Below are 25,818 nucleotides of genomic sequence, written 5' to 3'. Positions count from 1 at the left end.
TGACTTTGCCGGGGAACGGTAACATGTTTTTGTTATATTATAACATAACATAAAAAACTTTTTTCTTGCCGCTGAACGGCCTGATTAATCAAGTCGCAGAAAACTCAGCGATTTTGCTCAATGGATTGGGCTGCCGGTCAGAGTGCGATACACTAACGCTATTGCTGATTAACCCATGAGCCTCTATGCGTGGTTTACCCTTTTGGATACTGTCGTTATGCCTGACGGGCTCTGCCCTGGCCGCGACAACACCGCCCGCGCCCGCCGCCGCGGCGCCGCTGCCGGACATTCGCCAGAGCGGCTTTGTCTATTGCGTCAGCGGCATACTGAATACCTTCAACCCGCAAATGGCCAGCAGCGGCCTGACGGTGGATACCCTGGCCGCCCAGCTGTACGATCGCCTGCTGGACGTCGATCCCTACACCTATCGCCTGATCCCCGAGCTGGCGCAAAGCTGGGAAGTGCTGGATAACGGCGCTACCTACCGCTTCCATTTGCGCAAGGACGTGCCGTTCCAGACCACCGCCTGGTTCACGCCCACCCGCAAGATGAATGCCGACGACGTGGTGTTCAGCTTTGCCCGCGTATTCGATCAGAAACATCCGTATCACGACGTGAACGGCGGCGAATACCCCTATTTCGACAGCCTGCAGTTCGGCGATTCGGTGCAGAGCGTGAGAAAGCTCGACGACTACACGGTGGAAATTCGCCTGCAGTCGCCCGACGCCTCGTTCCTGTGGCACCTGGCGACTCATTATGCGCCGGTGTTGTCCGCCGAATACGCCGACACGCTGACGCGCGAAGGCCATCAGGAGCTGATCGATCGTGAGCCGGTCGGCAGCGGCCCATTCCTGCTCAACGAATACCGCTCGGGGCAATATATTCGGCTGGCGCGCAACGCCGCCTACTGGAAAGGCCTGCCGCGCATGCCGCAGGTGGTGATCGATCTGGGCGCCGGCGGCACCGGCCGCCTCTCCAAGCTGCTGACCGGCGAGTGCGACGTGCTGGCCTATCCAGCGGCCAGCCAGCTGTCTATCCTGCGCGACGATCCGCGCCTGCGCCTGACGCTGCGCCCAGGGATGAACATCGCCTACCTGGCGTTCAACACCCGCAAACCGCCGCTCGACAATCTCAACGTGCGCCAGGCGATCTCGCTGGCGATCAACAACCAGCGGTTGATGCAGTCGATCTATTACGGCACGGCGGAAACCGCCGCCTCGATCCTGCCGCGCGCCTCCTGGGCCTACGACAACGATGCGCACGTCACCGAATACGATCCGGCCAAATCGCGCGAGATGCTGCGGCAGGCCGGCGTCAGCCAGCTGAACCTGAAGCTGTGGGTGCCGACCGCCTCGCAGTCTTACAACCCGAGCCCGCTGAAAACCGCCGAACTGATCCAGGCCGATCTCGGCCAGGTGGGCATCAACGTCACCATCGTGCCGGTGGAGGGCCGTTTCCAGGAAGCGCGCCTGATGGAGATGAACCACGATCTGACCCTGACCGGCTGGGCCACCGACAGCAACGATCCGGACAGCTTCTTCCGGCCGCTGCTGAGCTGCGCGGCAATCCGTTCGCAAACCAACTATGCTCACTGGTGTGATCCGGGCTTTGACGAAGTGCTGCAGAACGCGCTGCTGTCGCAGCAGCTGTCTCAGCGCATCGACAACTACCGCAAGGCGCAGAAGATCCTTGAGCAGCAATTGCCGGTGCTGCCGTTGGCGTCTTCCCTGCGCCTGCAGGCCTATCGTTACGACATCAAGGGATTGGTGCTGAGCCCGTTCGGCAACGCCTCGTTCGCCGGGGTGTACCGTGAATCCGCGCCGGAGGTGAAAAAGTGATTATCTTTACCCTGCGCCGCATTCTGCTGCTGCTGATCACACTGTTCTTCCTGACGCTGGTCAGTTTCAGCCTGAGCTATTTCACGCCGCGCGCGCCGCTGAACGGCGCCGCCCTGCTGGACGCCTATCAGTTCTACTTCGTCAGCCTGCTGCACTGGGACTTCGGCGTCTCCAGCATCAACGGCCAAGCGATCAGCGAACAGTTGCGCGAAGTGTTCCCGGCTACCATGGAACTGTGCCTGCTGGCCTTCGCTATGGCGCTGTTCATCGGCATTCCGTTGGGCATCATCGCCGGCGTGCTGCGCGGCAAGTGGCAGGACACCGCCATCAGCACCTTCGCGCTGCTGGGCTTCTCGATGCCGGTGTTTTGGCTGGCGCTGCTGCTGATGCTGTTCTTCTCGCTGCACCTGGGCTGGCTGCCGGTATCCGGCCGTTTCGACCTGCTGTATCAGGTGAAGCCCATCACCGGTTTCGCGCTGATCGACGCCTGGCTGTCGGATTCGCCGTACCGCGCCGAGATGATCGGCAGCGCCCTGCGCCACATGATCCTGCCGATCGCCGCGCTGGCGGTGGCGCCCACCACCGAAGTGGTGCGCCTGATGCGCATCAGCACCGACGACGTGCTGAGCCAAAACTACATCAAGGCCGCCGCCACCCGCGGCCTATCGCGCTTCACCATCATCCGCCGCCACGTGTTGCACAATGCGCTGCCGCCGATCGTGCCCAAGCTGGGGCTGCAGTTCTCCACCATGCTCACGCTGGCGATGATCACCGAAGTGGTGTTCAGCTGGCCGGGCCTCGGCCGGTGGCTGATCAACGCCATTCGCCAGCAGGACTATGCGGCGATCTCCGCCGGCGTCATGGTGGTCGGCACGCTGGTGATCACCATTAACGTTCTGGCCGACATTCTGGGTGCGGCAACCAACCCGCTGAAACATAAGGAATGGTATGCCCTTCGATAACGTATACCGCGAGAAAAAGATGCCGAGCCCGTTGCGCTACACCTGGCGGATTTTCTACGGCGACGCGCTGGCGATGATCGGTTTTTACGGCGTGATCGCCCTGCTGCTGCTGTCGCTGTTCGGCAGCCTGCTGGCGCCCTACGCGCTGGATCAGCAGTTCCTCGGTTATCAGCTGCTGCCGCCGTCCTGGTCGCGCTACGGCAACGTGTCGTTCTTCCTCGGCACCGACGATCTCGGGCGCGACATCCTCAGCCGTCTGTTGACCGGCACCGCCGCCACCTTCGGTTCCGCGCTGGCGGTGACGCTGGCCGCGGCGTTCTGCGGGGTGATCCTCGGCGTGTTCGCCGGCGTCACCCACGGGCTGCGCTCGGCGGTGCTTAACCACATTCTCGACACTCTGCTGTCGATTCCGTCGTTACTGCTGGCGATCGTGGTGGTGGCGTTTATCGGGCCCAAACTCGAACACGCCATGCTGGCGGTGTGGCTGGCTCTGCTGCCGCGCATGGTGCGCACCATCTACAGCGCGGTGCACGATGAGTTGGAGAAAGAGTACGTGGTGGCGGCGCGCCTTGACGGCGCTTCCACGCTGCAGATCCTGTGGTATGCAGTCATGCCGAACATCGCGGCGGTGCTGGTGACCGAGTTCACCCGCGCGCTGTCGATGGCTATTTTGGATATCGCCGCGCTCGGCTTCCTCGATCTCGGCGCGCAGTTGCCTTCGCCGGAATGGGGAGCGATGCTCGGCGATTCGCTCGAGCTGGTGTACGTCGCGCCCTGGACGGTGATGTTGCCCGGCGCGGCCATCCTCGTCAGCGTGCTGCTGGTTAACCTGTTGGGCGACGGTATGCGCCGCGCAATCAATGCCGGGGTGGAATAATGCCGTTACTCGATATCCGCAATCTGACGATTGAATTTATGACCGCCGAAGGGCCGGTCAAGGCGGTCGATCGCGTCAGCATGACGCTGACCGAGGGCGAGGTGCGCGGCCTGGTGGGCGAATCGGGCTCCGGCAAGAGCCTGATCGCCAAGGCCATCTGCGGCGTGACCAAAGACAACTGGCGCGTCACCGCCGATCGTTTCCGCTTCGACGACATCGATCTGCTGCAGCTGAGCCCGCGCGAGCGGCGCAAGCTGGTGGGCCACAACGTCTCAATGATCTTCCAGGAGCCGCAGTCCTGTCTCGACCCTTCCGAGAGCATTGGCCGCCAGCTGGCGCAGGCCATCCCGGGCTGGACCTACAAGGGCCACTGGTGGCAGCGCTTCAACTGGCGCAAACGCCGCGCCATCGAGTTGCTGCACCGCGTCGGCATCAAGGATCACGACGACATCATGGGCAGCTTCCCCTACGAGCTGACGGAAGGCGAGTGCCAGAAAGTGATGATCGCCATCGCGCTGGCCAACCAACCGCGCCTGCTGATCGCCGATGAACCGACCAACGCCATGGAACCGACCACGCAGGCGCAGATTTTCCGCCTGTTGGCGCGTCTCAACCAGAACAACAACACCACCATTCTGCTGATCAGTCACGACCTGCAGATGATGAGCAAGTGGGCCGACCGGGTGAACGTCTTGTACTGCGGGCAAACGGTGGAAAGCGCCCAGTGCGAAGAACTGCTGGCGGCGCCGCACCACCCTTACACCCAGGCGCTGATCCGCGCCATGCCGGACTTCGGCCGCTCGCTGCCGCACAAGAGCCGTTTAAACACGCTGCCGGGCGCCATTCCTTCGCTGGAACACCTGCCGATCGGCTGCCGCCTGGGGCCGCGCTGCCCTTACGCACAGAAGAAGTGCATCGAAACGCCGCGCCTGCGCCCGGTCAAAAACCACTTCTTCGCCTGCCACTTCCCGCTGAACATGGAGGAGCAATAACATGGAAACGCTGTTGGAAGTGCGCAACCTGAGCAAAACCTACCGCTATCGCACCGGGCTGTTCCGCCGCCAGCACGTCGAGGCGGTGAAATCGGTCAGCTTTACCCTGCGCGAAGGCCAGACGCTGGCGGTGATCGGCGAGAACGGCTCCGGCAAATCCACGCTGGCGAAGATGCTCTCCGGCATGGTGGAGCCGACCGCCGGCGAGCTGTTGATCGACGATCATCCGCTGGCGTTCGGCGATTATCGCTATCGCAGCCAGCGCATTCGCATGATTTTTCAGGATCCGAGCACCTCGCTCAACCCGCGCCAACGCATCGGCCAGTTGCTGGATGCGCCGCTGCGGCTGAACACCGATCTGGAACCCGCCGAGCGCGAGCAGCGCATCAACCAGACGCTGCGCCAGGTCGGCATGCTGCCGGATCACGCCTACTACTATCCGCACATGCTGGCTTCCGGGCAGAAACAGCGCGTCGCGCTGGCGCGTGCGCTGATCCTGCAGCCGAAGGTGATCGTCGCCGATGAGGCGCTGGCCTCGCTGGACATGTCGATGCGCTCGCAAATCATCAACCTGATGCTGGAGCTGCAGGAAAAACACGGTATTTCCTATATCTACGTCACCCAGCACCTCGGCATGATGAAGCATATCAGCGACCAGGTGCTGGTGATGCACGAAGGGGAAATCGTCGAACGCGGCAGCACCGCGGAGGTGTTGGCGGCGCCGCTGCACGAATTGACCAAGCGTCTTATCGCCAGCCACTTCGGCGAGGCGCTGACCGCCGACGCCTGGCGGCGCGACGGCGGCCGTTTTTGAGTCGCGCCGTCACCGCCAAACCCGCTGCGGCGGGTTTTTTATTGCGGTACGCGCCTGCCGCTTAGCAAGAAAACGCACATACAAATTACATTCTTGTTATATATCCTTATATTTTATTCCTTTCAGTTATTGATTAGTCCGTAACATTATTTTATCTCGCCAGGGCGATCGGTGAGGATATCCCCTACGTTGCACTTCTCATACGACAGGATATCGCACTGATGAACAGCATTCACCATCGCCGCCTTACGCAGTTTCTGCTCACGTTGGCAGCCGGTTTTTCTGTTTACGGCCACGCCCTCTGCTGTGATGAGCTGCGCTAAAACCGCCTTTCGCCCCGCCTGCGGGCATGTTGCCTCTTTGTCCAGCCGACGCTGCCGCGCGCAGCGGCGGCTGTTGATCATGATTAAGGATTGACCCTATGGAACGACTCCGTCGACAACATAATGCCCAGTGGTATCACGAAACCCAAAGCAGCGTGCGGGGCGATGCGCCGCTGGAACCGCAGGCGGCCACCCTTCGCGATCGCTTTCTGCTGGGGCTGGGCGCCTTCGCCGATGAAGCCTTAAACAATGCGCTCAGCGCTCGCGCCGGCGTGTTCAGCGCCTCGTTGGCCGGCTACCATGCCCTGTTTCCCGACCAGGTGCCGCTGTCACGATACGTGACATTGTCACCCTACGATCGCCTCAGCACCGCGTTGACCGTCGCTCAGGTGACGGGCGTGCAATCGCTTTGTAGCCACTACGCCGCTCGCCTCGCCCCTCTGCACAGCCCGGACGCCTCCCGGGAAAGCAATATCCGCCTTGCTCAGATCACCCAATATGCCCGCCAGCTTGCCAGCCAGCCCACGCTGATTTGCCGCAAGGCGCTGCAACAGCTCGCCGACGTCGGGCTGAGCCCGGCGGATATCGTCACCTTTTCGCAGGTGATCGGTTTTGTCAGCTATCAGGCGCGCGTGGTCGCGGGTGTCGCGGCGTTGGCCGGCCGGCCGGCGGTGGTGGTGCCCGGCTTCCCTAACGTCGAAGACGCCGATGGCGTCGCGTTCAGTGCCGAAGAGTTAAGCTGGACCGCGCGTCTGCCGCCAATCGACACGGAAGCCGCCGCCGCCGAACAGCTTGATGTGCTGGATCAGAGCCACCCGCAGGCGCGCGCCGAATCTTATTATCTGCTGTTGGCGCACGATGCCGCCGCACTGCGCGAGCGTAACGGGGTGTTCAACGGCATCAATGCCGAAGGATATGGGTTATCGAGCCGCCTGAAGGCGCTGGCGACGCTGGCGGTCTCGCGCATCAACGGCAGCCATTACTGCGCGGCCACCGTCGCGCAAGAATTGCAGGATGAGGGATTGGTTCAGGCGCTGTTCGCCGGGCTGCCTCAGGGACTGGCGTATACCGAAGACTCGGTAAAACTCGCGGTGATACGCACTGCCGCCGAGCTGACTCGCGCACCGGAGAAGTTCACCCCGCAGAGCGTGCAGCCGTTGTTCAACAGCGGCCTGAATCAGGCGCAGGCGCTGGAAGTGATCCTCACCGCCGCGCTCTACGCCTGGGAAAATCGCCTGCGCCAAACGCTGGGCGATGCGGAACCGGCACAACCGGCGCCGTGATCTGTCATCACTGAGTTGACGGCTAGCGTCCTTCGCCGTTAACTCACCCTTCTCTGTTTCGGCGAAAAACTTCACCAAAATATAAATTGATAAAGCAAAAATCCAAACACACTTCATTTATCAGGATTATGATTCGTTTTGTTCTAGCATCGGCGAAAAACAGGGTTCGTCAAAATTATGTCTGCAAACAAAGCAATAGGCAGATTGCGCCATCGCTCAATTCTGTAACCGTTCTCATCGCATAAGCAGTAAAACAAGGTTTTAACCCTGCTAATTAATAGATGAACTCATTAACACTCCTAACCTTTCAGCAGTGGTCGTCTTGCTATTTCGTTTCTATGATTAAGCCGATAGCGGCGTTGTGATGCCCCCTTTTAAATATTCAACAAAGATAAACGCTCGCCGTTATTCCCATTATTTTAATTTTCTATCACAGCAAAAAAATATTGTGAGGTAACCCTATGTCTGAACAAGAACTTAAATCCAGCAACAGTATCGTTAACGTGATTGTCGTCATCGATACCGATGCCCTGATAGAAGCATTCGAGAATAACAACCCCAGCCAGGACGCCGGCAACCCGACGGGCATTGGCCATCAATACGCCTATATGGTCGTCACCTCCGAACAGGTGATCGGCGGCTCCGGTACGGCGGACCTGAATTTTAAAGCCAATGTCGGCGACGTCATTCGCTGGACCGGCACCTCGGAATCCGCCAATTTCGACGCCAGCGTGCTGATCTACGGGCTGCCGCAGTTCGGCAGCGGCACCCAGGTTTTCTCCAACCCGACCTTCAAAATGTATACCCGCAGCTCGATGATGCCGGCGCAAAATACCGTATTCCCCGTCAGCTTCACCAACCAAACCTATTGGTTTATACAGGCGGACATTACCAATACCGGCACGGAAAACTATTGCATCCAATTTGGCCTTTATTATCGGCCAAACGGCGGCGATCAGAAATTACTGGGTTATTTCTATTGGGATCCGACCATTACCATCAGTAATTAACATGATTTCATCGGCCGTTAGAGAAAACATGATTATGGCCCCGTGGGGCCATAATCATGGGGGAACATCGGATAAACTTAAACGTCTCTATTCCTTTTGCCGACGCAGCCACTCGCTGGCGGCATCGAAGAATTTTTGCGCCAACGGCGTGGCGCGCTCCGCCATATCAACCACCACCGCCGCATGGCGCGGCATGGCGGCGATGGCCACCGGCCGCCGCTGCAGTTCCGGCATCAGCGGCGATTGCAACTGGCCGCGCGGGAACAACCCGCAACCCAGGCCGACGAAAATCCCTTCCAGCAGTTGGAAGATCGAAGCGGTTTCCAGCCGCGGGTGCAGCGTCAACCCGGCGTCGCGGAAGTGCTGATCGAGATAGCGGCGAAAATACCGCGTCGGCTCGGCCAGGCACAGCGGCAAGGCGGCCACCGCCTCCAGCGGCAACGGTGTGTCGCCCACCAGCTTAGGGAAGTGTTGCGGATGAAATACCAGCTCAACGCCGGTTTCCACCAGCGGTTGTGATTGAAAATGCAGTTCCTTCAGCGTCGACAGCTCGAAAAAGCCGATGCCGATGTCGACGGTATGCGCCGTCAACGCCTCCAGCAGTTGATCGGCGCTCAGCACCGCCAGCCGGTAATCAAGATGCGGATAACGCTCGCTGACCGCCTTGAGCATTTCCGCCACCGAGATGCTGCACTGCGGCACCACGCCAAGGCGCAACGTGCCGTGCAAACCGTGCTTGAGCGACTCCACCTCCAGCTTCAGCCCCTGGTAAACCGAGACAATCTCACGCGCCCACGCCAGCACCCGCTCGCCTTCGGCGGTAAAACCGCCGAAATGGTTGCCGCGGTTAATCAGCGAAACGCCCAGCTCTTTTTCCAGGTTTTTCAATCGCATGGACAGCGTCGGCTGGCTGACGAAGCTGGCCTCCGCCGCCCGACCGAAGTGGCGTTCCCGTTCTAAATTACACAAATAAATCAGTTGTTTAATATCCATAGCGCGGCTCAATGATCGGCATTCGCGCTCAGTATACCACCGGGCGTCGTCGCTCGCCCGGTGAGTCAGAGCTTCAGCTTCATGTAATCCATCAGGCGCGAGAACACGCCGCCCTGCGGCACCGCCTGCAGCGCCACCAGCGGCAGGGTTTTCACCACCTGGCCATTATCGCTGATGCGGATCTCGCCAACGGTTTGTCCTTTGTTGATCGGCGCTTCCAGCCGCGCGGCATTGATCACGTACTGCGCCTTCAGTTTGTCCGCCTCGCTTTTCGGCAGGCTGAGCGACTGTTCTTGCGCGCTGCCGACCGGCAAGCGGTGGCTTTCGCCGTACCAGACCGGTTCGTCCCCCAGGCTCTGGCCGGCGCTGAACAGGTGCACCGTGGTAAAGTCGCGCAGCCCCCACGTCAACAGCTTACGCGCCTGTTCCTCGCGGCCTTTGGAACTTTTGCCGCCCATCACCACGGCGATCAGGCGGCGATCCCCTTCGGTGGCGGAGGCGATGATGTTGAAGCCGGCCGCGGCGGTGTGCCCGGTTTTCAGGCCGTCGACGTGCAGGGTCTTATCCCACAGCAGGCCGTTGCGGTTCTGCTGCGTGATGCCGTTCCAGGTCAGCGATTTCTCGCTGTACATGTGGTATTCCGCCGGCTCGCTCATAATGATGGCGCGCGCGATCACCGCCAGATCGCCGGCAGTGGTGAACTGCCCAGGCGCATCCAGCCCGTGTACCGTCTCAAAATGGGTGTTCTGCAATCCCAGCTGGGCGCTCTTCTCGTTCATCAGCTTGACGAAGTTGGCCTGGCTACCCGCCACATAATCGGCCATCGCCACGCAGGCATCGTTACCGGAATCGATGATAATGCCGCGACTGAGATCGCGAACAGTGACCCTGTCACCTGGCTTCAGGAACATCAGCGAGGAGCCTTTGAACACCGGGTTGCCCTGCGCCCAGGCGTCTTTCCCCACGGTGACGACATCGTCGAGGCCAATCTTATGCTGGTCGAGCGCGTGGTCGATCACCAAGCCGGTCATCAGTTTGGTCAGGCTGGCCGGATTGCGCCGCTCGTCGGCATTGCCGGCGGCCAGCACCTGGCCGGTGGTGTAATCCATCAAAACGTAAGAGGCGGCGTCTATCGCCGGTGGCGTCATGGTGGGAAAATGAGGCGTCGTTTCCGCCGCCTGCGCCGCCAAAGGCAGTAACATACCGCCGATCACTACTGATACTGAACGCTTCACGCTGTGTTCCTCAGGCCCGCAGGCTAAATAAAATGCCAATATAATCCGCGAGATAGACTGCATGAATTCACTTTCAGACGAAACCTTTACTCTTTTGCAGCGGGTGTCTTTATGCAACCATTTGTTTAGGTCAACATCCATCTGCGATAGATATGCTCTATGCCGCCATTGCACCATTCGATTAGACGCCCGCCTGCCGCGCTCCTAAACTTGTGACATAAATACGCAAAACGCATAAAAAAGCGTTTACTTTTTAGCTACAACCACCTGCGAAGTGTCACCATGAAATTCAAACCGTCAATCAAGCCTTATACCGGCCCGGCGGGCGGCTGGGGTTCGCTTGAAGCCACCACCCGCTTTGTCCTCGACAGTAAACAAACGCTAAAAAACATGCGCAACCTGATGCGCGTCAACAAGGCACGCGGCTTCGACTGCCCCGGTTGCGCCTGGGGCGACGACAATCACAGCACCTTCAGCTTTTGCGAAAACGGCGCCAAAGCGGTCAGTTGGGAAGCGACGCGCAGCGCCGTGGAGCCTGAGTTCTTCGCCGCCCACAGCGTCAGCACCCTGCAGCAGCAGAGCGACTATTTCCTCGAGTATCAGGGGCGCCTCACGCATCCGATGCGCTACAACGCCGAAACCGACCACTATGAGCCTATCCATTGGCCGGACGCGCTGGCGCTGATCGCCAAACACATCAACGGCATGGACAACCCGAACCAGATCGAGCTGTATACCTCGGGCCGCGCCAGCAACGAAGCGTCGTATCTTTATCAGCTGTTTGGCCGCATGCTCGGCACCAGCAACTTCCCCGACTGTTCCAATATGTGCCACGAAGCGAGCGGCGTTGGGCTGAAGCAGAGCATCGGCGTCGGCAAAGGCACCATTCGCATCGATGACTTCGAAAAGGCCGACGCCATCTTCGTGTTCGGTCAAAATCCCGGCACCAACCACCCGCGCATGCTGCACAGCCTGAAAAACGCCGCCCGACGCGGCGCGCGCATCGTCAGCTTTAATACCCTGCGCGAACGTGGGCTGGAAAGGTTCGCCGATCCGCAGGATCCGGTGCAGATGCTGACGCCAAAATCCTCGCCGATCAGCTCTTCCTATTACCAGCCGAATCTGGGCGGCGATATGGCGGCGGTGCGCGGCATGGTGAAAGCCCTGCTGGAAACCCACCGTCAGCGCCTCGCCGCCGGTGAACCCGCCCTGTTTGACCTGGCGTTTATCGAACGGCACAGCGTCGGCGTAGAGGCTTATCTGGCGCAGGTGGACGCCACCGAATGGCGGACCATTACCGCGCAATCGGGCCTGAGCGAAGCGCAATTGCGCCAGGCGGCGGCCACCTACCAGGGCGCCGAACGGGTGATCTGCACCTGGGCGATGGGCGTGACTCAGCATAAGCACTCTATTGCAACGGTGCGTGAAATCACCAACCTGCAGTTGTTGTTCGGGCAACTGGGCAAACCGGGCGCCGGTCTGTGCCCGGTACGCGGCCACAGCAACGTCCAGGGCAACCGCACCATGGGGATCGATGAGAAGTCGCCGAAGGCGCTGCTCGACAGCCTGGAACGCCACTTTAACTTCACCGCCAATCGCGCGCTGGGCCACAACACGGTGGAAGCGATCGAAGCGATGCTGCGCGGCGAAGTGAAAGTGCTGATCGCGCTGGGCGGCAACCTGGCCGCCGCGGCGCCGGACACCGAGCGCACCGCCCGCGCCCTGCGCAACTGCGATTTGACGGTGCATATCAGCACCAAGCTTAACCGCAGCCACCTGGTGACCGGCAAAGACGCGCTGATCCTGCCGACGCTCGGCCGCACCGAACTGGACATGCAGGCCAGCGGCTCACAGTACATCACGGTCGAGGACTCGTTCAGCATGGTGCACGCCTCGGAAGGCATCGGCAAACCGCTGGCGGACACTCAACGTTCGGAGACAGCGATCGTCTGCGGCATCGCCGACGCCGTGCTGGGTACGCAACAGCTGGACTGGCTGGAATTGGCCGACGACTACTCGCTGATCCGCGATCACATCGCCGCCACCATTCCCGGCTTCGAGGATTTCAACCGGCGCTGCGAGCAACCCGGCGGCTTCTACCTGGGCAATGCCGCCGCCGAACTGCGCTTCGCCACGCCAAGCGGCAAGGCGGAATTCAGCGACGCCGCGCTGCCGACCACCCTGTTCCCGCAGCTGGGCGGCGAGCAAGCGCCGTTTACCCTGCAGACGCTGCGCTCGCACGATCAGTACAACACCACCATCTATGGTCTGGATGACCGCTACCGCGGCGTTTACGGTCAGCGCGAAGTGCTGTTCATCCATCCGGAAGATCTGGCGGCGCTGGGCCTGCAGGATGGCGAACGGGTAGAGATAGAAACCCTGTGGAACGACGGCGTGGTGCGTAAGGTGGATGGATTCAAGCTGGTGAGTTACGACATTCCGCGTGGCAACCTGGCGGCCTACTACCCGGAAACCAACCCGCTGGTGCCGCTGGCCAGCTTCGGCGACGGCACCGGCACCCCGACGTCGAAGTCGATCCCGGTGGCGATTCGCCGCAGCGAGCAGCAACCGTCGCTGCGCATCGCCTGAAAACGCGCGCCCGGTTCACGCCGGGCGCGCCAATATTTCCAGGATAGTCTGCAATTCCTCGGACAGCTGATGCCGCCGCCAGACGAAATAGAGATCGCTCACGCCCTCCTCGCCCATTTCCACCACCTTCAGCCCCGGCGCCGGCAAAATCAGCGGCAGCAACGAGCCGGGCACGCAGGCGACGCCGCAACCATCCTTCACGCAGGCTGCCATCGCGGCATAAGATTCCATTTCCAGCGTCATGCGCGGTTTCAGCCCGCGCGAGGCCAGCCAGTGATCGACCTTCAGCCGGAACGAGCACTCGCGGCTGAACGTGTAAAACTCCAGCGGCGCCAGCGTGGCGGCGTCGGGTTGCCCGACATCCGCCGGCATCAGCAGCACCAGCCGTTCGTCAAACGCCTTTTGGCTGGCCAGCAGCGGATGCTCAATCGGGCCGTCGGTGATCGCCAGATCGAGATCGCTGTCGATCAACATGCGTTCCAGCACCAGCGAGTCGCGGCTCAGCACGTTGATGTGCAAATGGGGCTGTAAACGGCGCAGCCGGGCGATGCGCGCCGGCAAGTGACTGACCAGCGAAAAATCCAGCGCCCCGAGGTTCAGCAGCCCATGCTGTTGCTCGCCGGCGAACAGCTGTTTGCTGCGCTCGGCCTGCGCCACGATGTCGCGCGCCTGCTGGTAGAACAGCCGGCCTTTGGGATTCACGTACAGCCGGTTCTTGTCGCGGAAAAACAGCTCGCCGCCCAGCGACTCTTCCAGCTCGCGCAGCCGCAGCGTGACGTTGGAAGGCACGCAGTGCAGCTCACGGGCGGCGGCGGCGATGGTTTTGTATTCCACCACGGTGCAGAAAAACTTCAGCTGGCTCAGCTTCATCTATCCTTCACTTTTAGTTAGCGTTTTACTTAAAAACAATCACTTTAGATTAGCATCGATTTCACCTACAGTCTGTCGACACCCTGAGGAGGATCACTGATGCCACTGAATGACTTACTGACGCTGCCCGGCGTGGCGGCCCAACCGGATACGGTAACCGACGGTTACGTGTTCAACCACACCATGATCCGCGTGAAAGACCTGACCAAAGCGTTGGATTTCTATACGCGCGTGCTGGGCTTTACCCCGGTCTATCTGGAAGAGTTCAAAGAAGCCGCCTTCACCATCTGCTACCTGACGCGCAGCCCGCGCGAGCAGATCCCGCAGGATGACGACGAACGCAAACGCTGGGCGCTGAGCCAGCCGGGCATTCTCGAGCTGACCCATAACCACGGCACCGAAAATCAGGCGGATTTCCATTACCACAACGGCAACGGCGAGCCGCGCGGCTTTGGCCACCTGTGCGTCACGGTGCCGGACGTGCGCGCCGCCTGCGAGCGGTTTGAGCGCCTGGGCGTCACCTTCCAGAAACGCCTGCATGAAGGCCGCATGAACTACGTGGCGTTCATTCGCGATCCGGACGATTACTGGATTGAAATCCTGCAGCCGACGCCGCTGCGGGACTGATTGTCCCACGCCTTTCACCCCGGCCTGCGCGCCGGGGTTTTTCATCGTTCGCCCTTCGATTGACCATTCTTGCGCAAAATCGCGCGGCAACGCGGGGTTCCGTGACGTTAGGCTTGCTCGCAGCGGGTGATTCGCGTAAAACTGTCAGCCGCAAATCTTGCCACTCACAACCCATTCACTGGACGATATGTTTCAAGATAACCCGCTGCTGGCGCAGCTTAAACAGCAACTTCACTCTCAGACCCCGCGCGTTGAAGGCGTCGTGAAAGGGACTGAGAAAGGCTTTGGCTTTCTTGAAGTAGACGGTCAAAAAAGCTACTTCATTCCACCGCCGTACATGAAGAAAGTCATGCACGGGGATCGCATTATCGCCACCCTGCACACCGAGAAAGAGCGCGAAATCGCCGAGCCGGAAACCCTGGTCGAACCGTTCCTGTCGCGCTTCGTCGGCCGCGTGCAAAAGCGCGACGATCGCCTGTCCATCGTGCCCGATCATCCGTTGCTGAAAGAGGCGATTCCGTGCCGCCCGGTGCGTGAACTGACCCACAACTTCCAGGCCGGCGACTGGGCGGTGGCGGAAATGCGCCGTCATCCGCTGAAAGGCGATCGCGGCTTCAACGCCGACCTGACCCAGTTTATCACCGACGGTGAAGACCATTTCGCCCCGTGGTGGGTGACGCTGGCGCGTCACAATCTGGAAAAAGAGGCGCCGGAGATGCAGGCTCTCAGCGAGCCGGACGCTGCGCTGGTGCGTGAAGATCTGACCGCGCTCGAATTCGTCACCATCGACAGCGCCAGCACCGAAGACATGGACGATGCGCTGTACGTGACCGACAACGGTGACGGTTCGCTGCAGTTGACCATCGCCATCGCCGATCCGACCGCTTATGTCGAGCAAGGCAGCAAGCTGGACGATATCGCCCGCGTGCGCGCCTTCACCAACTATCTGCCGGGCTTCAACATCCCGATGCTGCCGCGCGATCTGTCGGACAACCTGTGCTCGCTGCGCCCTAACGAGCGCCGTCAGGTGCTGGCTTGCCGCGTGACCATCGCCGCCGACGGCGCGCTGGGCGAAGATATTCAGTTCTTCGCCGCCGAGATCGAATCCAAAGCCAAACTGGTGTACGACGAAGTCTCCGACTGGCTGGACGGCATTGCCGGCTGGCAACCGCCGAGCGACGCCATCGCGCAACAGATCACCCTGCTGAAACGCGTTTGCGACGCGCGTAACGCCTGGCGCCACCAGCATGCGCTGGTATTCAAAGATCGCCCGGACTACCGCTTCGTGTTGGGTGAAAAAGGCGACGTGCTGGAGATCGTTACCGAGCAGCGCCGCAGCGCCAACCGTATTGTTGAAGAATGCATGATCGCCGCCAACGTCTGCGCCGCCATCGTGCTGCGCGATCGCCTGGGCTTCGGCGTGTACAACGTGCACACCGGTTTCGATCCTGCGCTGGTTGAGCAAGCGGTCACCGTACTGCAGGCCAACGGCGTCGAAGCCGAAGCCGAGAAGCTGCTGACCCTCGACGGTTTCTGCGAATTGCGCCGCCACCTGGACGCGCAGCCGACCCAGTTCCTCGACAGCCGCATCCGCCGCTTCCAGACCTTCGCCGAGATCAGCACTACGCCGGGGCCACACTTTGGTCTGGGTCTGGAGGCTTACGCCACCTGGACATCGCCGATCCGTAAATACGGCGATATGGTCAACCACCGCCTGCTGAAGGCGATCATCAACCAGCAGTCGGCGGAAAAACCGCAGGATGACGTGACGGTGCAGCTGGCGGAGCGCCGCCGCCTGAACCGCATGGCGGAACGCGACGTCGGCGACTGGCTGTACGCCCGCTTCCTGCAGGACAAGGCCGGCACCGATACCCGCTTCAACGCCGAGATTATCGACGTAACCCGTGGCGGCCTGCGTGTGCGCCTGCTGGACAACGGCGCGGTTGCCTTCATCCCGGCGCCGTTCATTCACGCAGTGCGTGACGAAATGCAGTGCAGCCAGGAAACCGGCACCGTGCAGATCAAAGGTGAAGTGGTTTACCGCCAAAGCGATACCTTGCAGGTCACCATCGCCGAAGTGCGCATGGAAACCCGCAGCGTGATCGCCCGCCCTGCGGTCTGACGGTAGGATAGCGTGCGGTAACAAGCGTCAAGCGCCGGCGGTGAAAACCGCCGGCGCTTTTTTTGCCCCGCGTCTGCTAGCGCAGCGGATCGCCGCCGGTTTCACGCAACAGCGGCAACGCGGCCAGCGAGATCAGCGTCGCCAACATCAGATAGCCGGCGGGCGCCAGCAGCGAACCGCTGAGTGCGATCGACTGTGAAGCGATGTATTGGGCAAAGCCGCCGAAGATTGCGACGCCAAGGCTATAAACCAACGCAAACCCCAGCGCGCGCACGCGCTACGGAAACAGCTCGGAAATCACCAACAGCGTAGGAACAGACCCCAACGTCGTTAGCCCAACCATCAGCGCAACCACGCTCAGCAACACCGCCGGATACGGCGCCACCGTCAGCAACCAGAAAACCGGCAACGCCAGCAGCAAAATGGCGATCCGCGCCCAGCGGATCAGCGGCAGACGGCCATAGCGATCGCACCAGCCCCCAACCAGCAAACTGCCGCCGAAAGTGATGATCCCGGCCAGCAGCATCGCGGCATAGCCGTAAGTCTGCGCCATGCCCAGATACTTCACCGCAAAGGTACCGAGATAATACATAGAAATGTACGTGGCAACCGTGGCGCCGATGGTCAACATCACGCCGAGTACCACCGCTCGCGAGTGCCGGCGCAGCTGCGCAGGCGGCTCCTGAGTGCGCGGCATCGGCGGACGGTCGCTTTCCAGCCCGAGGCGCAGCCAGCAACCGAGCGGAGCAAGCGCCACGCCGATAAAGAAAGGAATGCGCCACCCCCATTCAGCCATCGCGTTCGGTTCGCCCGAAAGCAGCGGCAGCGCGGCGCTCAACCCCAGCGCTGTCACACCGCCAATCACGCTGGCGATACCCTGCGTCGCCAGTGACCAGCTGGAATAGAAGCCGCGCCGATTAGGCGGCGCCGACTCCACCAGCAACGACATCGACGCCCCCACCTCTCCACCCGCCGCCACACCCTGGATAAGGCGCGCCGCCACCAGCGTGACGGTTCCCCAATAGCCGGCGCTGGCGTAGGTCGGCGCAAAACCGATCATCGCCGTACCCAGGCTCATCAACGAAATCGTCAGGATCATCGCCGGTTTGCGGCCGCGGCGATCGGCATAGGCGCCGATCAAAATACCGCCCAGAGGCCGCATAATAAAACTGACGCCGAACGTGGCGAACGCCAGCAGCAACGCCAGATTAGGATCGCTCGACGGCGGAAAGAACAGCACACTAATATAAATGACGAAGAAGTTATAAATGCCGAAGTCGAAAAATTCCAGCGCATTACCGAAGGAGGCGGCAAATATCACTTTCTTGCCGCCCGCCTTCGACGGCGTGTTTATTTCTGATTGCGTCACCGCCGTATTTTCACTCATTATTATCTTCCCTGTTATTATTTTTCTGACTTATTTTAAATACGCTTCCGCCAGCGCGCCCCAATAATGGCTGCCCGCCGCCAGGCATTCATCGTTAAAGTCATATCCCGGGTTATGCACCATACAGCTTCCTTCACCGTCGCCATTGCCGATCAGCAGATAGCACCCCCGCGGCTGCGCCTCAAGCATGAAGGTGAAATCTTCGCTGCCCATCAGCGGCTTAGCGCCGTAGTGCGCGCGCGCGGCACCAAACTGCTGTTCCGCCACCTGATGCGCGAAGCGCGTCATAGCCTCATCGTTAACCAATACCGGAGCGCCGTTGATGTGGTTCACGATTGCCGTGGCGCCGAAGCTTTGCGCCTGCGCCTGAATCAGCGCAGGAATGCGCGTTAACAGCGTTGTTCGCCACTCGCGCCCCAGCGATCGCACGCTAAGCCGCATTTCCGCGCTGTCCGGGATAACATTGGCCGCCTCACCGGCCTTAATGCTGCCGACGGTGATCACCGCCGCCTCCAGCGGATCGGTATTACGCGAGACGATGCTTTGCAGCGCGACGACGATATGCGAGGCCACCAGCACCGGATCGACGGTCAGATGCGGCATAGCGCCGTGCCCACCGCAGCCTTGCACGGTAACGACGAATTGGTCCGTCGAAGCCATAAAGGCGCCGTGACGGAAGAAAAACTCGCCCACCGGCAGACCCGGCATGTTGTGCATGGCGAAGATGGCGTCACAGGGAAAGCGTTCGAATAACCCTTGCTCCACCATCAACGCGCCGCCGCCCAGCGTCTCTTCCGCCGGCTGAAAAATCAGATGCAGCGTGCCATTGAAACGGCGGGTTTGCGCCAGGTAACGCGCAGCGCCGAGCAACATGGTGGTATGGCCGTCGTGGCCGCAACCGTGCATGCGGTTGGGCACGCTGCTGCTCCAGGATTTGCCGTTGTTTTCTTCGATCGGCAGCGCATCCATATCGGCGCGCAGCCCGAGACGCTTCGCACCGGCGCCCGCTCGCAGCGTACCGACGACGCCGGTGCCCGCCAATCCGCGGTGCACCTCATACCCCCACGAACTCAGATAATCCGCCACCAAATCGCTGGTACGAAACTCCTCGAAGCCAAGCTCCGGGTGCTGGTGAATATCATGACGAATCGCCGTGAGCTGCGGTAAATACCCTTCAATAACTTTATTTATCATAATTAAATCCCTTTTCTTTCCCTATTATTTATTTAATGAATGAATAAACAGGCGGATGAAAATAAAGGTATAACACGATGCGTGCCATTTTATTCCGGCACACCTCTACAGATGAAATAATAAGCCGACAAACGCCGCACCCAGATAAAAAACGGCGATGATTCGCTGCATGCGCAGTAAAAGTGCAGAATGAAAATCTGTTCGGAAATGCGTGGGCGGCAGCCTGCGCCAACGGCGTTTCATCACGTTGTTTTTACACTAAAACCCCACCTGCTTCACATTTCTCATCCGACCTGCCGCGGTTCAGCGGCAAAACTTCTACTGTTAAAACGTCATCCCTAATAACAACGTCAATTTCTACCTCTGTACGCCAAGGAGTTGTTTCATGAAAAACATCAGGTCCGGACTTATCTGGCTGCTGGTGGCGTTGGTCGGCGCTTTCGCCTTCGCCATGCTGGCGCTCAGCCGCGGCGAACACGTCAACGCCGTCTGGCTGGTGGTCGCCGCCGTCGCCTGCTACAGCATCGCCTACCGCTTCTACAGCCGGTTCATCGCCGACAAGGTCTTTGAACTGGATGACCGCCGTCTTACCCCGGCCGAACGCCACAACGACGGCCTGGACTACGTGCCCACCAACAAATGGGTGCTGTTCGGCCACCACTTCGCCGCCATCGCCGGCGCCGGGCCACTGGTGGGGCCCATCCTGGCCGCGCAGATGGGCTTCCTGCCGGGGACCATCTGGATCCTGGTCGGCGTTATGTTGGCCGGCGCGGTGCAGGATTTTCTGGTGCTGTTCATCTCCACCCGCCGCGACGGACGTTCGCTGGGGGAGATGGCCAAGCAAGAGCTGGGGGCGTTCGCCGGGGTGATTACCATGCTCGGCGCGCTGGGGGTGATGATCATCATCCTGTCGGCGCTGGCGCTGGTGGTGGTGAAGGCGCTGGCCGACAGCCCGTGGGGGTTGTTCACCATCGCCGCCACCATCCCGATCGCGCTGTTCATGGGCGTCTACATGCGCTTTATCCGGCCGGGCAAAATCGCTGAAATCTCAGTGATCGGCTTCGTGCTGATGCTGCTGGCGATCGTTTACGGCGGCAACGTGGCGCAAGATCCCTACTGGGGACCATTCTTCACGCTGCACGGCACCACCCTGACCTGGGTGCTGGTGATCTATGGCTTCGTCGCCTCGGTGCTGCCGGTGTGGCTGCTGCTGGCGCCGCGCGACTACCTTTCCACCTTTATGAAAATCGGCGTCATCATCGGCCTGGCCATCGGCATCGTCTTCGCCATGCCGGAGATGAAAATGCCGGCGGTTTCACGCTTTATCGACGGCAGCGGCCCGGTGTTCGCCGGCGCCCTGTTCCCGTTCCTGTTCATCACCATCGCCTGCGGCGCCATTTCCGGCTTCCACGCGCTGGTTTCCAGCGGCACCACGCCGAAGCTGGTGGAGCGCGAAAGCCACATGCGCTTTATCGGTTACGGCGCCATGCTGATGGAGTCTTTCGTCGCCATCATGGCGTTGATCTGCGCCTCGGTGCTGGATCCGGGCGTTTACTTCGCCATGAACTCGCCGGCGGCGCTGATCGGCACCACGGTGGAAAATGCTTCGCAGGTCATCAACAGTTGGGGCTTTATCGTCACGCCGGAAACGCTGGCGCTGATCGCCAAAGAGGTGGGTGAGAACTCCATTCTGTCGCGCGCCGGCGGCGCCCCGACCTTCGCCGTGGGCATGGCGCACATCATCAGTGAGGTGTTCAACAGCCGGGCGATGATGGCGTTCTGGTATCATTTCGCCATTCTGTTCGAAGCGCTGTTCATCCTGACCGCCGTCGACGCCGGCACCCGCGCCTGCCGCTTTATGGTGCAGGATCTGGTGGGCGTGGCGGTGCCGCAGCTGGCCAACAACCGCTCCTGGTTCGGCAACCTGGCGGGCACCACGGTGGCGGTGGCCGGCTGGGGCTTCTTCGTGTATCAGGGGGTGGTCGATCCGCTCGGCGGCATCAATACTCTGTGGCCGCTGTTCGGCATCGGCAACCAGATGCTGGCGTCGATGGCGCTGATCCTCGGCACCGTGGTGCTGTTCAAGATGAAAAAGCAGCGCTACGCCTGGGTGACAATTCTGCCGACCGCCTGGCTGTTCGTGACCTCCATGACCGCCGGCTGGCAGAAGATCTTCCACGAAAAACCGAGCATCGGCTTCCTGGCGCAGGCGAAGAAATTCTCCACCGGCATCGAGCAAGGCACGATTATTGCGCCGGCCAAATCGCTGAAAGACATGGAAACCATCGTATTCAGCAACCAGATCAACGCCGCGCTGTGCGGGTTCTTTATGCTGGTGGCGGTGACCATGCTGATCGCCGCTTTCTTCGCCATCCGCCGGGCGCTGCGTTCCGAACAACCGACGGTGCACGAGGTCAGCGCCGCACTGCGAGAGGAGACCGGCCGCGGCTAAGCGAACCGAGCATCAAGCAAGGGCGCCGCGGCGCCCTTTTTACTGGCTTTAGCCTAAGAGCGTTGAGCCGAACACCCCCTGCCAATCCTGTTCGAATTTCTCGACCGCGGCCTGCACTGCCGGCGCGCTGAGGAACTGCTCCGCGACGTCCACCGGCAGCGTGATGGCCTGACAGCCGGCCAACAGGCACTCCAGCGCCTGGCGCGGTGTTTTGAAGCTGGCGGCCAGCACCTGCGCCGACGGCGCGTGCAGGCTCAGCAGCTGCTGCAGCTCGTGCACCATTTCGATGCCGTCACCGCCCTGCGCGTCCACCCGATTGACGTAAGGGGCCACATATTCCGCCCCGGCCAAGGCCGCCAACAGCCCCTGCCCGGCGCCGTACACCGCCGTTCCCAGCGTCGGGATGGACATCGTTTTGAGTTTCTTGATCGCCGCCAGCCCTTCGGCGGTCGCCGGGATCTTGACCACCAGCCCCGGGACGCGCTGACTGAGCAGCGCCGCCTCCGCCACCATGCGCTCCGCATCGGCCGCCATCACCTGCGCGAACAGCTTACCGGTGCCGCCGAGGGCGTCGCGTAGCGCGGGCAGCACTTCCCAGATCGGCTTGCCTTCCTTCGCCACGATGCTCGGGTTGGTGGTGACGCCGTGCAGCGGCAGAATGCGCGCCAGGCGTTTTACCGCGGTCACATCGGCGGTATCGAGATAAAGCTCCATCACGGACTCCTGTGTCATGTTCTGTGGGCGGATTCAAACTCTGATCATCATAGGGCAAAAACCGCGCTAACTTTTGATCAAAATCAATTCAACTTTCATTCGAAACACCTTTAATGGCGAAAGATTCAGCAACGCCAAACGGGTGACTCATGTTCTTCAATCTGCAGCGCTACTCGACCCATGACGGCCCCGGCATCCGCAGCGTGGTCTTTTTAAAAGGCTGCCCGCTGAGCTGCCGCTGGTGTCAGAACCCGGAAAGCCGCTCGCGCCATGCAGACCTGCTGTTTGACGAACGCCTGTGCCTGAGCGGCTGCACGCTGTGCGCCGAGCGCTGCCCGCAAGGCCTGCAGCGTGACGAAGAGGCGTTGACGCTGCAGCGTGAAGTCATCAGCGCAAACGACTACGCGGCGCTGGCCGCCGCCTGCCCGACCGGCGCGCTCAGCCTGTGCGGCAGCCCGGTCAACCCCGACGATATCATGGCCGAGGTGATGCGGGATAAGCCTTTCTACCTGCGCAGCGGCGGCGGTTTAACGCTGTCCGGCGGCGAACCCTTTATGCAGCCGGAGGTTGCAGCGGAACTGCTGCGGCGCGGCCGCGAAGCCGGCATCCACACCGCCGTCGAATCCTGCCTGCACGTTCCGTGGCGTTACATCGCGCCTTCGCTGCCGTGGCTGGATCTGCTGTTGGCCGATCTCAAACACACCGACGAAGCGCGCTTTAGAGCCTGGACCGGCGGCTCCGCCCGCCGGGTGATGAACAATTTCCGCCGGCTGGCGGCGCACGGCGTGCCAATGACCGTGCGCGTGCCGCTGATCCCCGATTTCAACGCCGATCGTCGCTCTGTCCGTGCGATCGTCGACTTCGCCGCCGACGAGATCGGCGTGTCGGAGATCCACTTTCTGCCGTACCACACGCTGGGCATCAACAAGTACCACCTGCTCGGCGAGCCCTACCGTGCCGCCCGCACGCCGCTGGACGCGCCCGATCTGCTGGCCTTCGCCGAAGACTATGCCGGCGCCAAAGGCCTGACCGCCATTTTGCGAGGATAACGCCATGACCACGTTGGATTTGACCACCCTCAGCGCCCGCATTCAGGCGCATAAGAACGCGCTGATTCACATCGTCAAACCGCCGGTGTGCACCGAACGAGCACAGCACTATACCGAAGCCTATCAACAGCATCAGGACAAGCCGCTGCCGGTGCGCCGCGCGCTGGCGCTGGCTAACCACCTGGCGAAACGCACCATCTGGATCGCCAACGACGAGTTGATCGTCGGCAACCAGGCCAGCGAACTGCGCGCCGCGCCGATCTTCCCCGAATACACCGTCGGCTGGATAGAAAACGAAATAGACCAGTTGGCCGACCGGCCGGGCGCCGGTTTTTCGGTCAGCGAAGAGAACAAGGCGATTTTGCATCGCCTGTGCCCCTGGTGGCGCGGCCAAACGGTGCAGGATCGCTGCTACGGCATGTTCACCGACGAGCAAAAAGCGCTGCTGGCCACCGGCATCATCAAGGCCGAGGGCAACATGACCTCCGGCGATGCTCACCTGGCGGTCAACTTCCCGCTGTTGCTGGAGCTAGGTCTCGACGGCCTGCGTGAAAAAGTGAACGCGCGCCGCAGCCGCCTGCGCCTGACCGAGTGGGAAGACCTGCACAAAGCACAGTTTCTCAACGCTATCGACATCGTGCTGGCGGCGCTGAGCGAACACATCCTGCGCTTCGCCCGCCTGGCGCGCGACATGGCGCAAAACGAACCGCGCACTGGCCGGCGTACCGAGCTGCTGGCCATCGCGGATAACTGTGAACAGATCGCCCATCGCCCGCCGCAAACCTTCTGGCAGGCGCTGCAGCTGTGCTATTTCATCCAGCTGACGTTGCAGATCGAATCCAACGGCCATTCGGTTTCCTTTGGCCGCCTCGATCAATACCTCTATCCCTGGTATCGGCGTGACGTGGAGCTGGAGCAAAAGCTGGCGCGAGAAGACGCCATCGAGCTGTTGCACAGCTGCTGGCTGAAGCTGCTGGAGGTCAACAAGATCCGCTCCGGCTCGCATTCCAAGGCTTCCGCCGGCAGCCCGCTGTACCAGAACGTCACCATCGGCGGACAGAAGCTGATCGACGGCCGGCCGTGCGATGCGGTCAACCCGCTGTCCTACGCCATTCTCGAGTCCTGCGGCCGCCTGCGCTCCACCCAGCCCAACCTCAGCGTGCGTTACCATGCCGGGATGAGCGCCGACTTCCTCGACGCCTGCGTGCAGGTGATCCGCTGCGGTTTCGGCATGCCGGCGTTCAACAACGACGAAATCGTCATTCCCGAATTCATCAAGCTGGGGGTTGAGCCGCAAGACGCCTACGACTACGCCGCCATTGGCTGCATCGAGACCGCCGTCGGCGGCAAATGGGGCTATCGTTGCACCGGCATGAGCTTCATCAACTTCGCCCGCGTGCTGCTGGCAGCGCTGGAACAGGGCCGTGACGCCACCTCCGGGCAAATATTCATGCCGCAGGAACAAGCGCTGTCCAAAGGAAACTTCGTCGATTTCGAGCAGGTCTTAGCCACCTGGGATCGGCAAATCCGCTACTACACGCGCAAGTCGATCGAGATCGAATGCGTGGTGGACAGCGTGCTGGAAGAGAATGCCCACGATATCCTCTGTTCCGCGCTGGTGGATGACTGCATCGAACGCGGTAAAAGCATCAAGCAAGGCGGCGCCAAATACGATTGGGTTTCCGGCCTGCAGGTCGGCATCGCCAACCTGGGCAACAGCCTGGCGGCGGTGCGCAAACTGGTGTTCGACCAGGGGGCGATCGGCCAGCAGCAGCTGGCGACCGCGCTGGCCGACGACTTCGCCGGGCTGGATGGCGAGCAGCTGCGCCAGCGGCTGCTCAACGCCGCGCCCAAATACGGCAACGATGTGGACGAGGTCGATCGGCTGCTGGTGCGCGCCTACCAAACCTATATCGAAGAACTGAAGCAGTATCGCAACACCCGCTTCGGCCGCGGGCCGATCGGCGGCGGTTACTACGCCGGCACCTCGTCGATTTCGGCCAACGTGCCCTTCGGCGCCGCCACTCTGGCCACGCCCGATGGACGTAAGGCGCACGCGCCACTGGCGGAAGGCGCCAGTCCGGCGTCCGGCACCGACCACCTGGGGCCGACGGCGGTGTTCAATTCGCTCGCCAAGTTGCCGACCGAGGCGATCCTCGGCGGCGTGCTGCTCAACCAAAAGCTGAACCCGGCGACGCTGGACAACCCGCGCGATCGGGAAAAGCTGATGCTGATGTTGCGCACCTTCTTCGAGAGCTACCGCGGCTGGCATGTGCAGTACAACATCGTGTCGCGCGAAACGCTGCTGGCGGCGAAGCAACACCCTGACCAATATCGTGATTTAGTGGTTCGCGTAGCTGGCTATTCCGCCTTCTTTACCGCATTATCCCCTGAGGCGCAGGATGATATTATTGCGCGCACAGAACATACTCTTTAAACCTTTGACTCTTAGCGGCCGCGCCTTGGCGGCCGCATCATCAGGCCGAT

Annotated in this window: 21 protein-coding genes; 13 read left to right on the top strand and 8 right to left on the bottom strand. The window is 61.1% G+C overall.

Features of this window, described 5'->3' with window-relative positions:
* The first annotated feature begins 185 nt into the window (after positions 1-185).
* Genes sapA through sapF form a run of 5 tightly spaced genes read left to right on the top strand, consistent with a single transcriptional unit; the run spans position 186 to position 5,483 of the window.
* Positions 186-1,838, top strand: coding sequence for an ABC transporter substrate-binding protein SapA (gene sapA, locus ACTJJ6_RS09230; RefSeq protein WP_016927553.1), 1,653 nt, complete (start codon positions 186-188; stop codon positions 1,836-1,838).
* Positions 1,835-2,800, top strand: a complete 966-nt coding sequence (gene sapB, locus ACTJJ6_RS09225) for a putrescine export ABC transporter permease SapB (protein ID WP_016927552.1) — start codon at positions 1,835-1,837, stop codon at positions 2,798-2,800. The genes sapA and sapB overlap by 4 nt, the downstream gene beginning before the upstream one ends.
* Positions 2,787-3,677, top strand: coding sequence for a putrescine export ABC transporter permease SapC (gene sapC, locus ACTJJ6_RS09220; RefSeq protein WP_004930580.1), 891 nt, complete (start codon positions 2,787-2,789; stop codon positions 3,675-3,677). Before sapB ends, sapC begins: the two co-directional genes overlap by 14 nt.
* On the top strand, positions 3,677-4,669 hold the full coding sequence (gene sapD / locus ACTJJ6_RS09215; protein ID WP_016927551.1) for a putrescine export ABC transporter ATP-binding protein SapD: 993 nt from the start codon (positions 3,677-3,679) through the stop codon (positions 4,667-4,669). The genes sapC and sapD overlap by 1 nt, the downstream gene beginning before the upstream one ends.
* A gap of 1 nt (position 4,670) precedes the next feature.
* Positions 4,671-5,483 (top strand): putrescine export ABC transporter ATP-binding protein SapF, encoded by an 813-nt coding sequence (gene sapF / locus ACTJJ6_RS09210; RefSeq protein ID WP_016927550.1) that lies wholly within the window; start codon positions 4,671-4,673, stop codon positions 5,481-5,483.
* Positions 5,484-5,629: 146 nt separating this feature from the next.
* Here sapF and ACTJJ6_RS09205 read toward each other — a convergent pair whose 3' ends face one another.
* Positions 5,630-5,887 (bottom strand): hypothetical protein, encoded by a 258-nt coding sequence (locus ACTJJ6_RS09205; RefSeq protein WP_049299383.1) that lies wholly within the window; start codon positions 5,885-5,887, stop codon positions 5,630-5,632.
* A gap of 17 nt (positions 5,888-5,904) precedes the next feature.
* On the opposite strand from ACTJJ6_RS09205, the gene ACTJJ6_RS09200 reads away from it, so the two are divergent.
* The gene (locus ACTJJ6_RS09200) at positions 5,905-7,089 is read left to right on the top strand and encodes a CMD domain-containing protein (RefSeq protein WP_176063073.1); all 1,185 of its coding nucleotides are present in this window, start codon (positions 5,905-5,907) and stop codon (positions 7,087-7,089) included.
* Between the two features lie 461 nt (positions 7,090-7,550).
* The gene (locus ACTJJ6_RS09195; RefSeq protein WP_015378018.1) at positions 7,551-8,099 is read left to right on the top strand and encodes an inclusion body family protein; all 549 of its coding nucleotides are present in this window, start codon (positions 7,551-7,553) and stop codon (positions 8,097-8,099) included.
* A gap of 87 nt (positions 8,100-8,186) precedes the next feature.
* Here the strand turns inward: ACTJJ6_RS09195 and ACTJJ6_RS09190 are convergent, their stop codons facing one another.
* Complete coding sequence (locus ACTJJ6_RS09190) at positions 8,187-9,092, bottom strand: LysR family transcriptional regulator (protein ID WP_004930593.1); 906 nt, start codon at positions 9,090-9,092, stop codon at positions 8,187-8,189.
* A 65-nt stretch (positions 9,093-9,157) separates the two neighbouring features.
* Complete coding sequence (dacD, locus tag ACTJJ6_RS09185; protein WP_049299385.1) at positions 9,158-10,327, bottom strand: serine-type D-Ala-D-Ala carboxypeptidase DacD; 1,170 nt, start codon at positions 10,325-10,327, stop codon at positions 9,158-9,160.
* 282 nt (positions 10,328-10,609) lie between these two features.
* Between dacD and ACTJJ6_RS09180 the strand changes: the two genes are divergently transcribed.
* A complete protein-coding gene (locus ACTJJ6_RS09180; RefSeq protein WP_016927545.1) occupies positions 10,610-12,916 on the top strand; it encodes an FdhF/YdeP family oxidoreductase in 2,307 nt (768 codons plus the stop codon).
* 15 nt (positions 12,917-12,931) lie between these two features.
* Here the strand turns inward: ACTJJ6_RS09180 and ACTJJ6_RS09175 are convergent, their stop codons facing one another.
* Positions 12,932-13,786 carry a LysR family transcriptional regulator gene (locus ACTJJ6_RS09175; RefSeq protein WP_143779051.1) on the bottom strand — a complete coding sequence of 285 codons (855 nt, stop codon included), beginning with the start codon at positions 13,784-13,786 and terminating at the stop codon, positions 12,932-12,934.
* A gap of 99 nt (positions 13,787-13,885) precedes the next feature.
* Between ACTJJ6_RS09175 and gloA the strand changes: the two genes are divergently transcribed.
* Complete coding sequence (gloA, locus tag ACTJJ6_RS09170; RefSeq protein WP_016927543.1) at positions 13,886-14,413, top strand: lactoylglutathione lyase; 528 nt, start codon at positions 13,886-13,888, stop codon at positions 14,411-14,413.
* A 187-nt stretch (positions 14,414-14,600) separates the two neighbouring features.
* The gene (locus tag ACTJJ6_RS09165) at positions 14,601-16,535 is read left to right on the top strand and encodes an exoribonuclease II (protein ID WP_143779052.1); all 1,935 of its coding nucleotides are present in this window, start codon (positions 14,601-14,603) and stop codon (positions 16,533-16,535) included.
* 76 nt (positions 16,536-16,611) lie between these two features.
* Here ACTJJ6_RS09165 and ACTJJ6_RS09160 read toward each other — a convergent pair whose 3' ends face one another.
* From ACTJJ6_RS09160 to ACTJJ6_RS09150, 3 genes are read right to left on the bottom strand one after another with little or no spacing between them, the layout of a single operon-like run.
* Positions 16,612-16,788 carry a hypothetical protein gene (locus ACTJJ6_RS09160; RefSeq protein ID WP_440802477.1) on the bottom strand — a complete coding sequence of 59 codons (177 nt, stop codon included), beginning with the start codon at positions 16,786-16,788 and terminating at the stop codon, positions 16,612-16,614.
* Positions 16,789-16,812: 24 nt separating this feature from the next.
* Positions 16,813-17,922 carry an MFS transporter gene (locus tag ACTJJ6_RS09155; protein WP_440802479.1) on the bottom strand — a complete coding sequence of 370 codons (1,110 nt, stop codon included), beginning with the start codon at positions 17,920-17,922 and terminating at the stop codon, positions 16,813-16,815.
* A 30-nt stretch (positions 17,923-17,952) separates the two neighbouring features.
* Complete coding sequence (locus tag ACTJJ6_RS09150; RefSeq protein WP_049299388.1) at positions 17,953-19,116, bottom strand: M20 aminoacylase family protein; 1,164 nt, start codon at positions 19,114-19,116, stop codon at positions 17,953-17,955.
* Positions 19,117-19,501: 385 nt separating this feature from the next.
* Here ACTJJ6_RS09150 and ACTJJ6_RS09145 point away from each other — a divergent pair, with 385 nt between their 5' ends.
* The gene (locus tag ACTJJ6_RS09145; protein ID WP_440802481.1) at positions 19,502-21,568 is read left to right on the top strand and encodes a carbon starvation CstA family protein; all 2,067 of its coding nucleotides are present in this window, start codon (positions 19,502-19,504) and stop codon (positions 21,566-21,568) included.
* A gap of 48 nt (positions 21,569-21,616) precedes the next feature.
* Here ACTJJ6_RS09145 and fsa read toward each other — a convergent pair whose 3' ends face one another.
* Entirely contained in the window at positions 21,617-22,282 is a 666-nt protein-coding gene (gene fsa, locus ACTJJ6_RS09140) for a fructose-6-phosphate aldolase (RefSeq protein WP_164053762.1), read from the bottom strand.
* 149 nt (positions 22,283-22,431) lie between these two features.
* On the opposite strand from fsa, the gene ACTJJ6_RS09135 reads away from it, so the two are divergent.
* On the top strand, positions 22,432-23,331 hold the full coding sequence (locus ACTJJ6_RS09135) for a glycyl-radical enzyme activating protein (protein ID WP_049299393.1): 900 nt from the start codon (positions 22,432-22,434) through the stop codon (positions 23,329-23,331).
* Between the two features lie 4 nt (positions 23,332-23,335).
* Entirely contained in the window at positions 23,336-25,768 is a 2,433-nt protein-coding gene (locus ACTJJ6_RS09130) for a formate C-acetyltransferase/glycerol dehydratase family glycyl radical enzyme (protein WP_440802486.1), read from the top strand.
* Positions 25,769-25,818: the final 50 nt, after the last annotated feature.

Source organism: Serratia sp. 22278 (assembly GCF_052045405.1).
Taxonomy (GTDB): Bacteria; Pseudomonadota; Gammaproteobacteria; order Enterobacterales; family Enterobacteriaceae; genus Serratia; species Serratia marcescens.
This window is presented reverse-complemented; position numbering and strand designations above follow the sequence as displayed.

Coding starts and splice junctions, on each gene's coding strand:
- sapA (WP_016927553.1), top strand. CDS start 186: ATGCGTGGTTTACCCTTTTGGATACTGTCGTTATGCCTGACGGGCTCT.
- sapC (WP_004930580.1), top strand. CDS start 2,787: ATGCCCTTCGATAACGTATACCGCGAGAAAAAGATGCCGAGCCCGTTG.
- sapD (WP_016927551.1), top strand. CDS start 3,677: ATGCCGTTACTCGATATCCGCAATCTGACGATTGAATTTATGACCGCC.
- sapF (WP_016927550.1), top strand. CDS start 4,671: ATGGAAACGCTGTTGGAAGTGCGCAACCTGAGCAAAACCTACCGCTAT.
- ACTJJ6_RS09205 (WP_049299383.1), bottom strand. CDS start 5,887: ATGATCAACAGCCGCCGCTGCGCGCGGCAGCGTCGGCTGGACAAAGAG.
- ACTJJ6_RS09200 (WP_176063073.1), top strand. CDS start 5,905: ATGGAACGACTCCGTCGACAACATAATGCCCAGTGGTATCACGAAACC.
- ACTJJ6_RS09195 (WP_015378018.1), top strand. CDS start 7,551: ATGTCTGAACAAGAACTTAAATCCAGCAACAGTATCGTTAACGTGATT.
- ACTJJ6_RS09190 (WP_004930593.1), bottom strand. CDS start 9,092: ATGGATATTAAACAACTGATTTATTTGTGTAATTTAGAACGGGAACGC.
- ACTJJ6_RS09180 (WP_016927545.1), top strand. CDS start 10,610: ATGAAATTCAAACCGTCAATCAAGCCTTATACCGGCCCGGCGGGCGGC.
- ACTJJ6_RS09175 (WP_143779051.1), bottom strand. CDS start 13,786: ATGAAGCTGAGCCAGCTGAAGTTTTTCTGCACCGTGGTGGAATACAAA.
- gloA (WP_016927543.1), top strand. CDS start 13,886: ATGCCACTGAATGACTTACTGACGCTGCCCGGCGTGGCGGCCCAACCG.
- ACTJJ6_RS09165 (WP_143779052.1), top strand. CDS start 14,601: ATGTTTCAAGATAACCCGCTGCTGGCGCAGCTTAAACAGCAACTTCAC.
- ACTJJ6_RS09155 (WP_440802479.1), bottom strand. CDS start 17,922: ATGAGTGAAAATACGGCGGTGACGCAATCAGAAATAAACACGCCGTCG.
- ACTJJ6_RS09150 (WP_049299388.1), bottom strand. CDS start 19,116: ATGATAAATAAAGTTATTGAAGGGTATTTACCGCAGCTCACGGCGATT.
- ACTJJ6_RS09145 (WP_440802481.1), top strand. CDS start 19,502: ATGAAAAACATCAGGTCCGGACTTATCTGGCTGCTGGTGGCGTTGGTC.
- fsa (WP_164053762.1), bottom strand. CDS start 22,282: ATGGAGCTTTATCTCGATACCGCCGATGTGACCGCGGTAAAACGCCTG.
- ACTJJ6_RS09135 (WP_049299393.1), top strand. CDS start 22,432: ATGTTCTTCAATCTGCAGCGCTACTCGACCCATGACGGCCCCGGCATC.
- ACTJJ6_RS09130 (WP_440802486.1), top strand. CDS start 23,336: ATGACCACGTTGGATTTGACCACCCTCAGCGCCCGCATTCAGGCGCAT.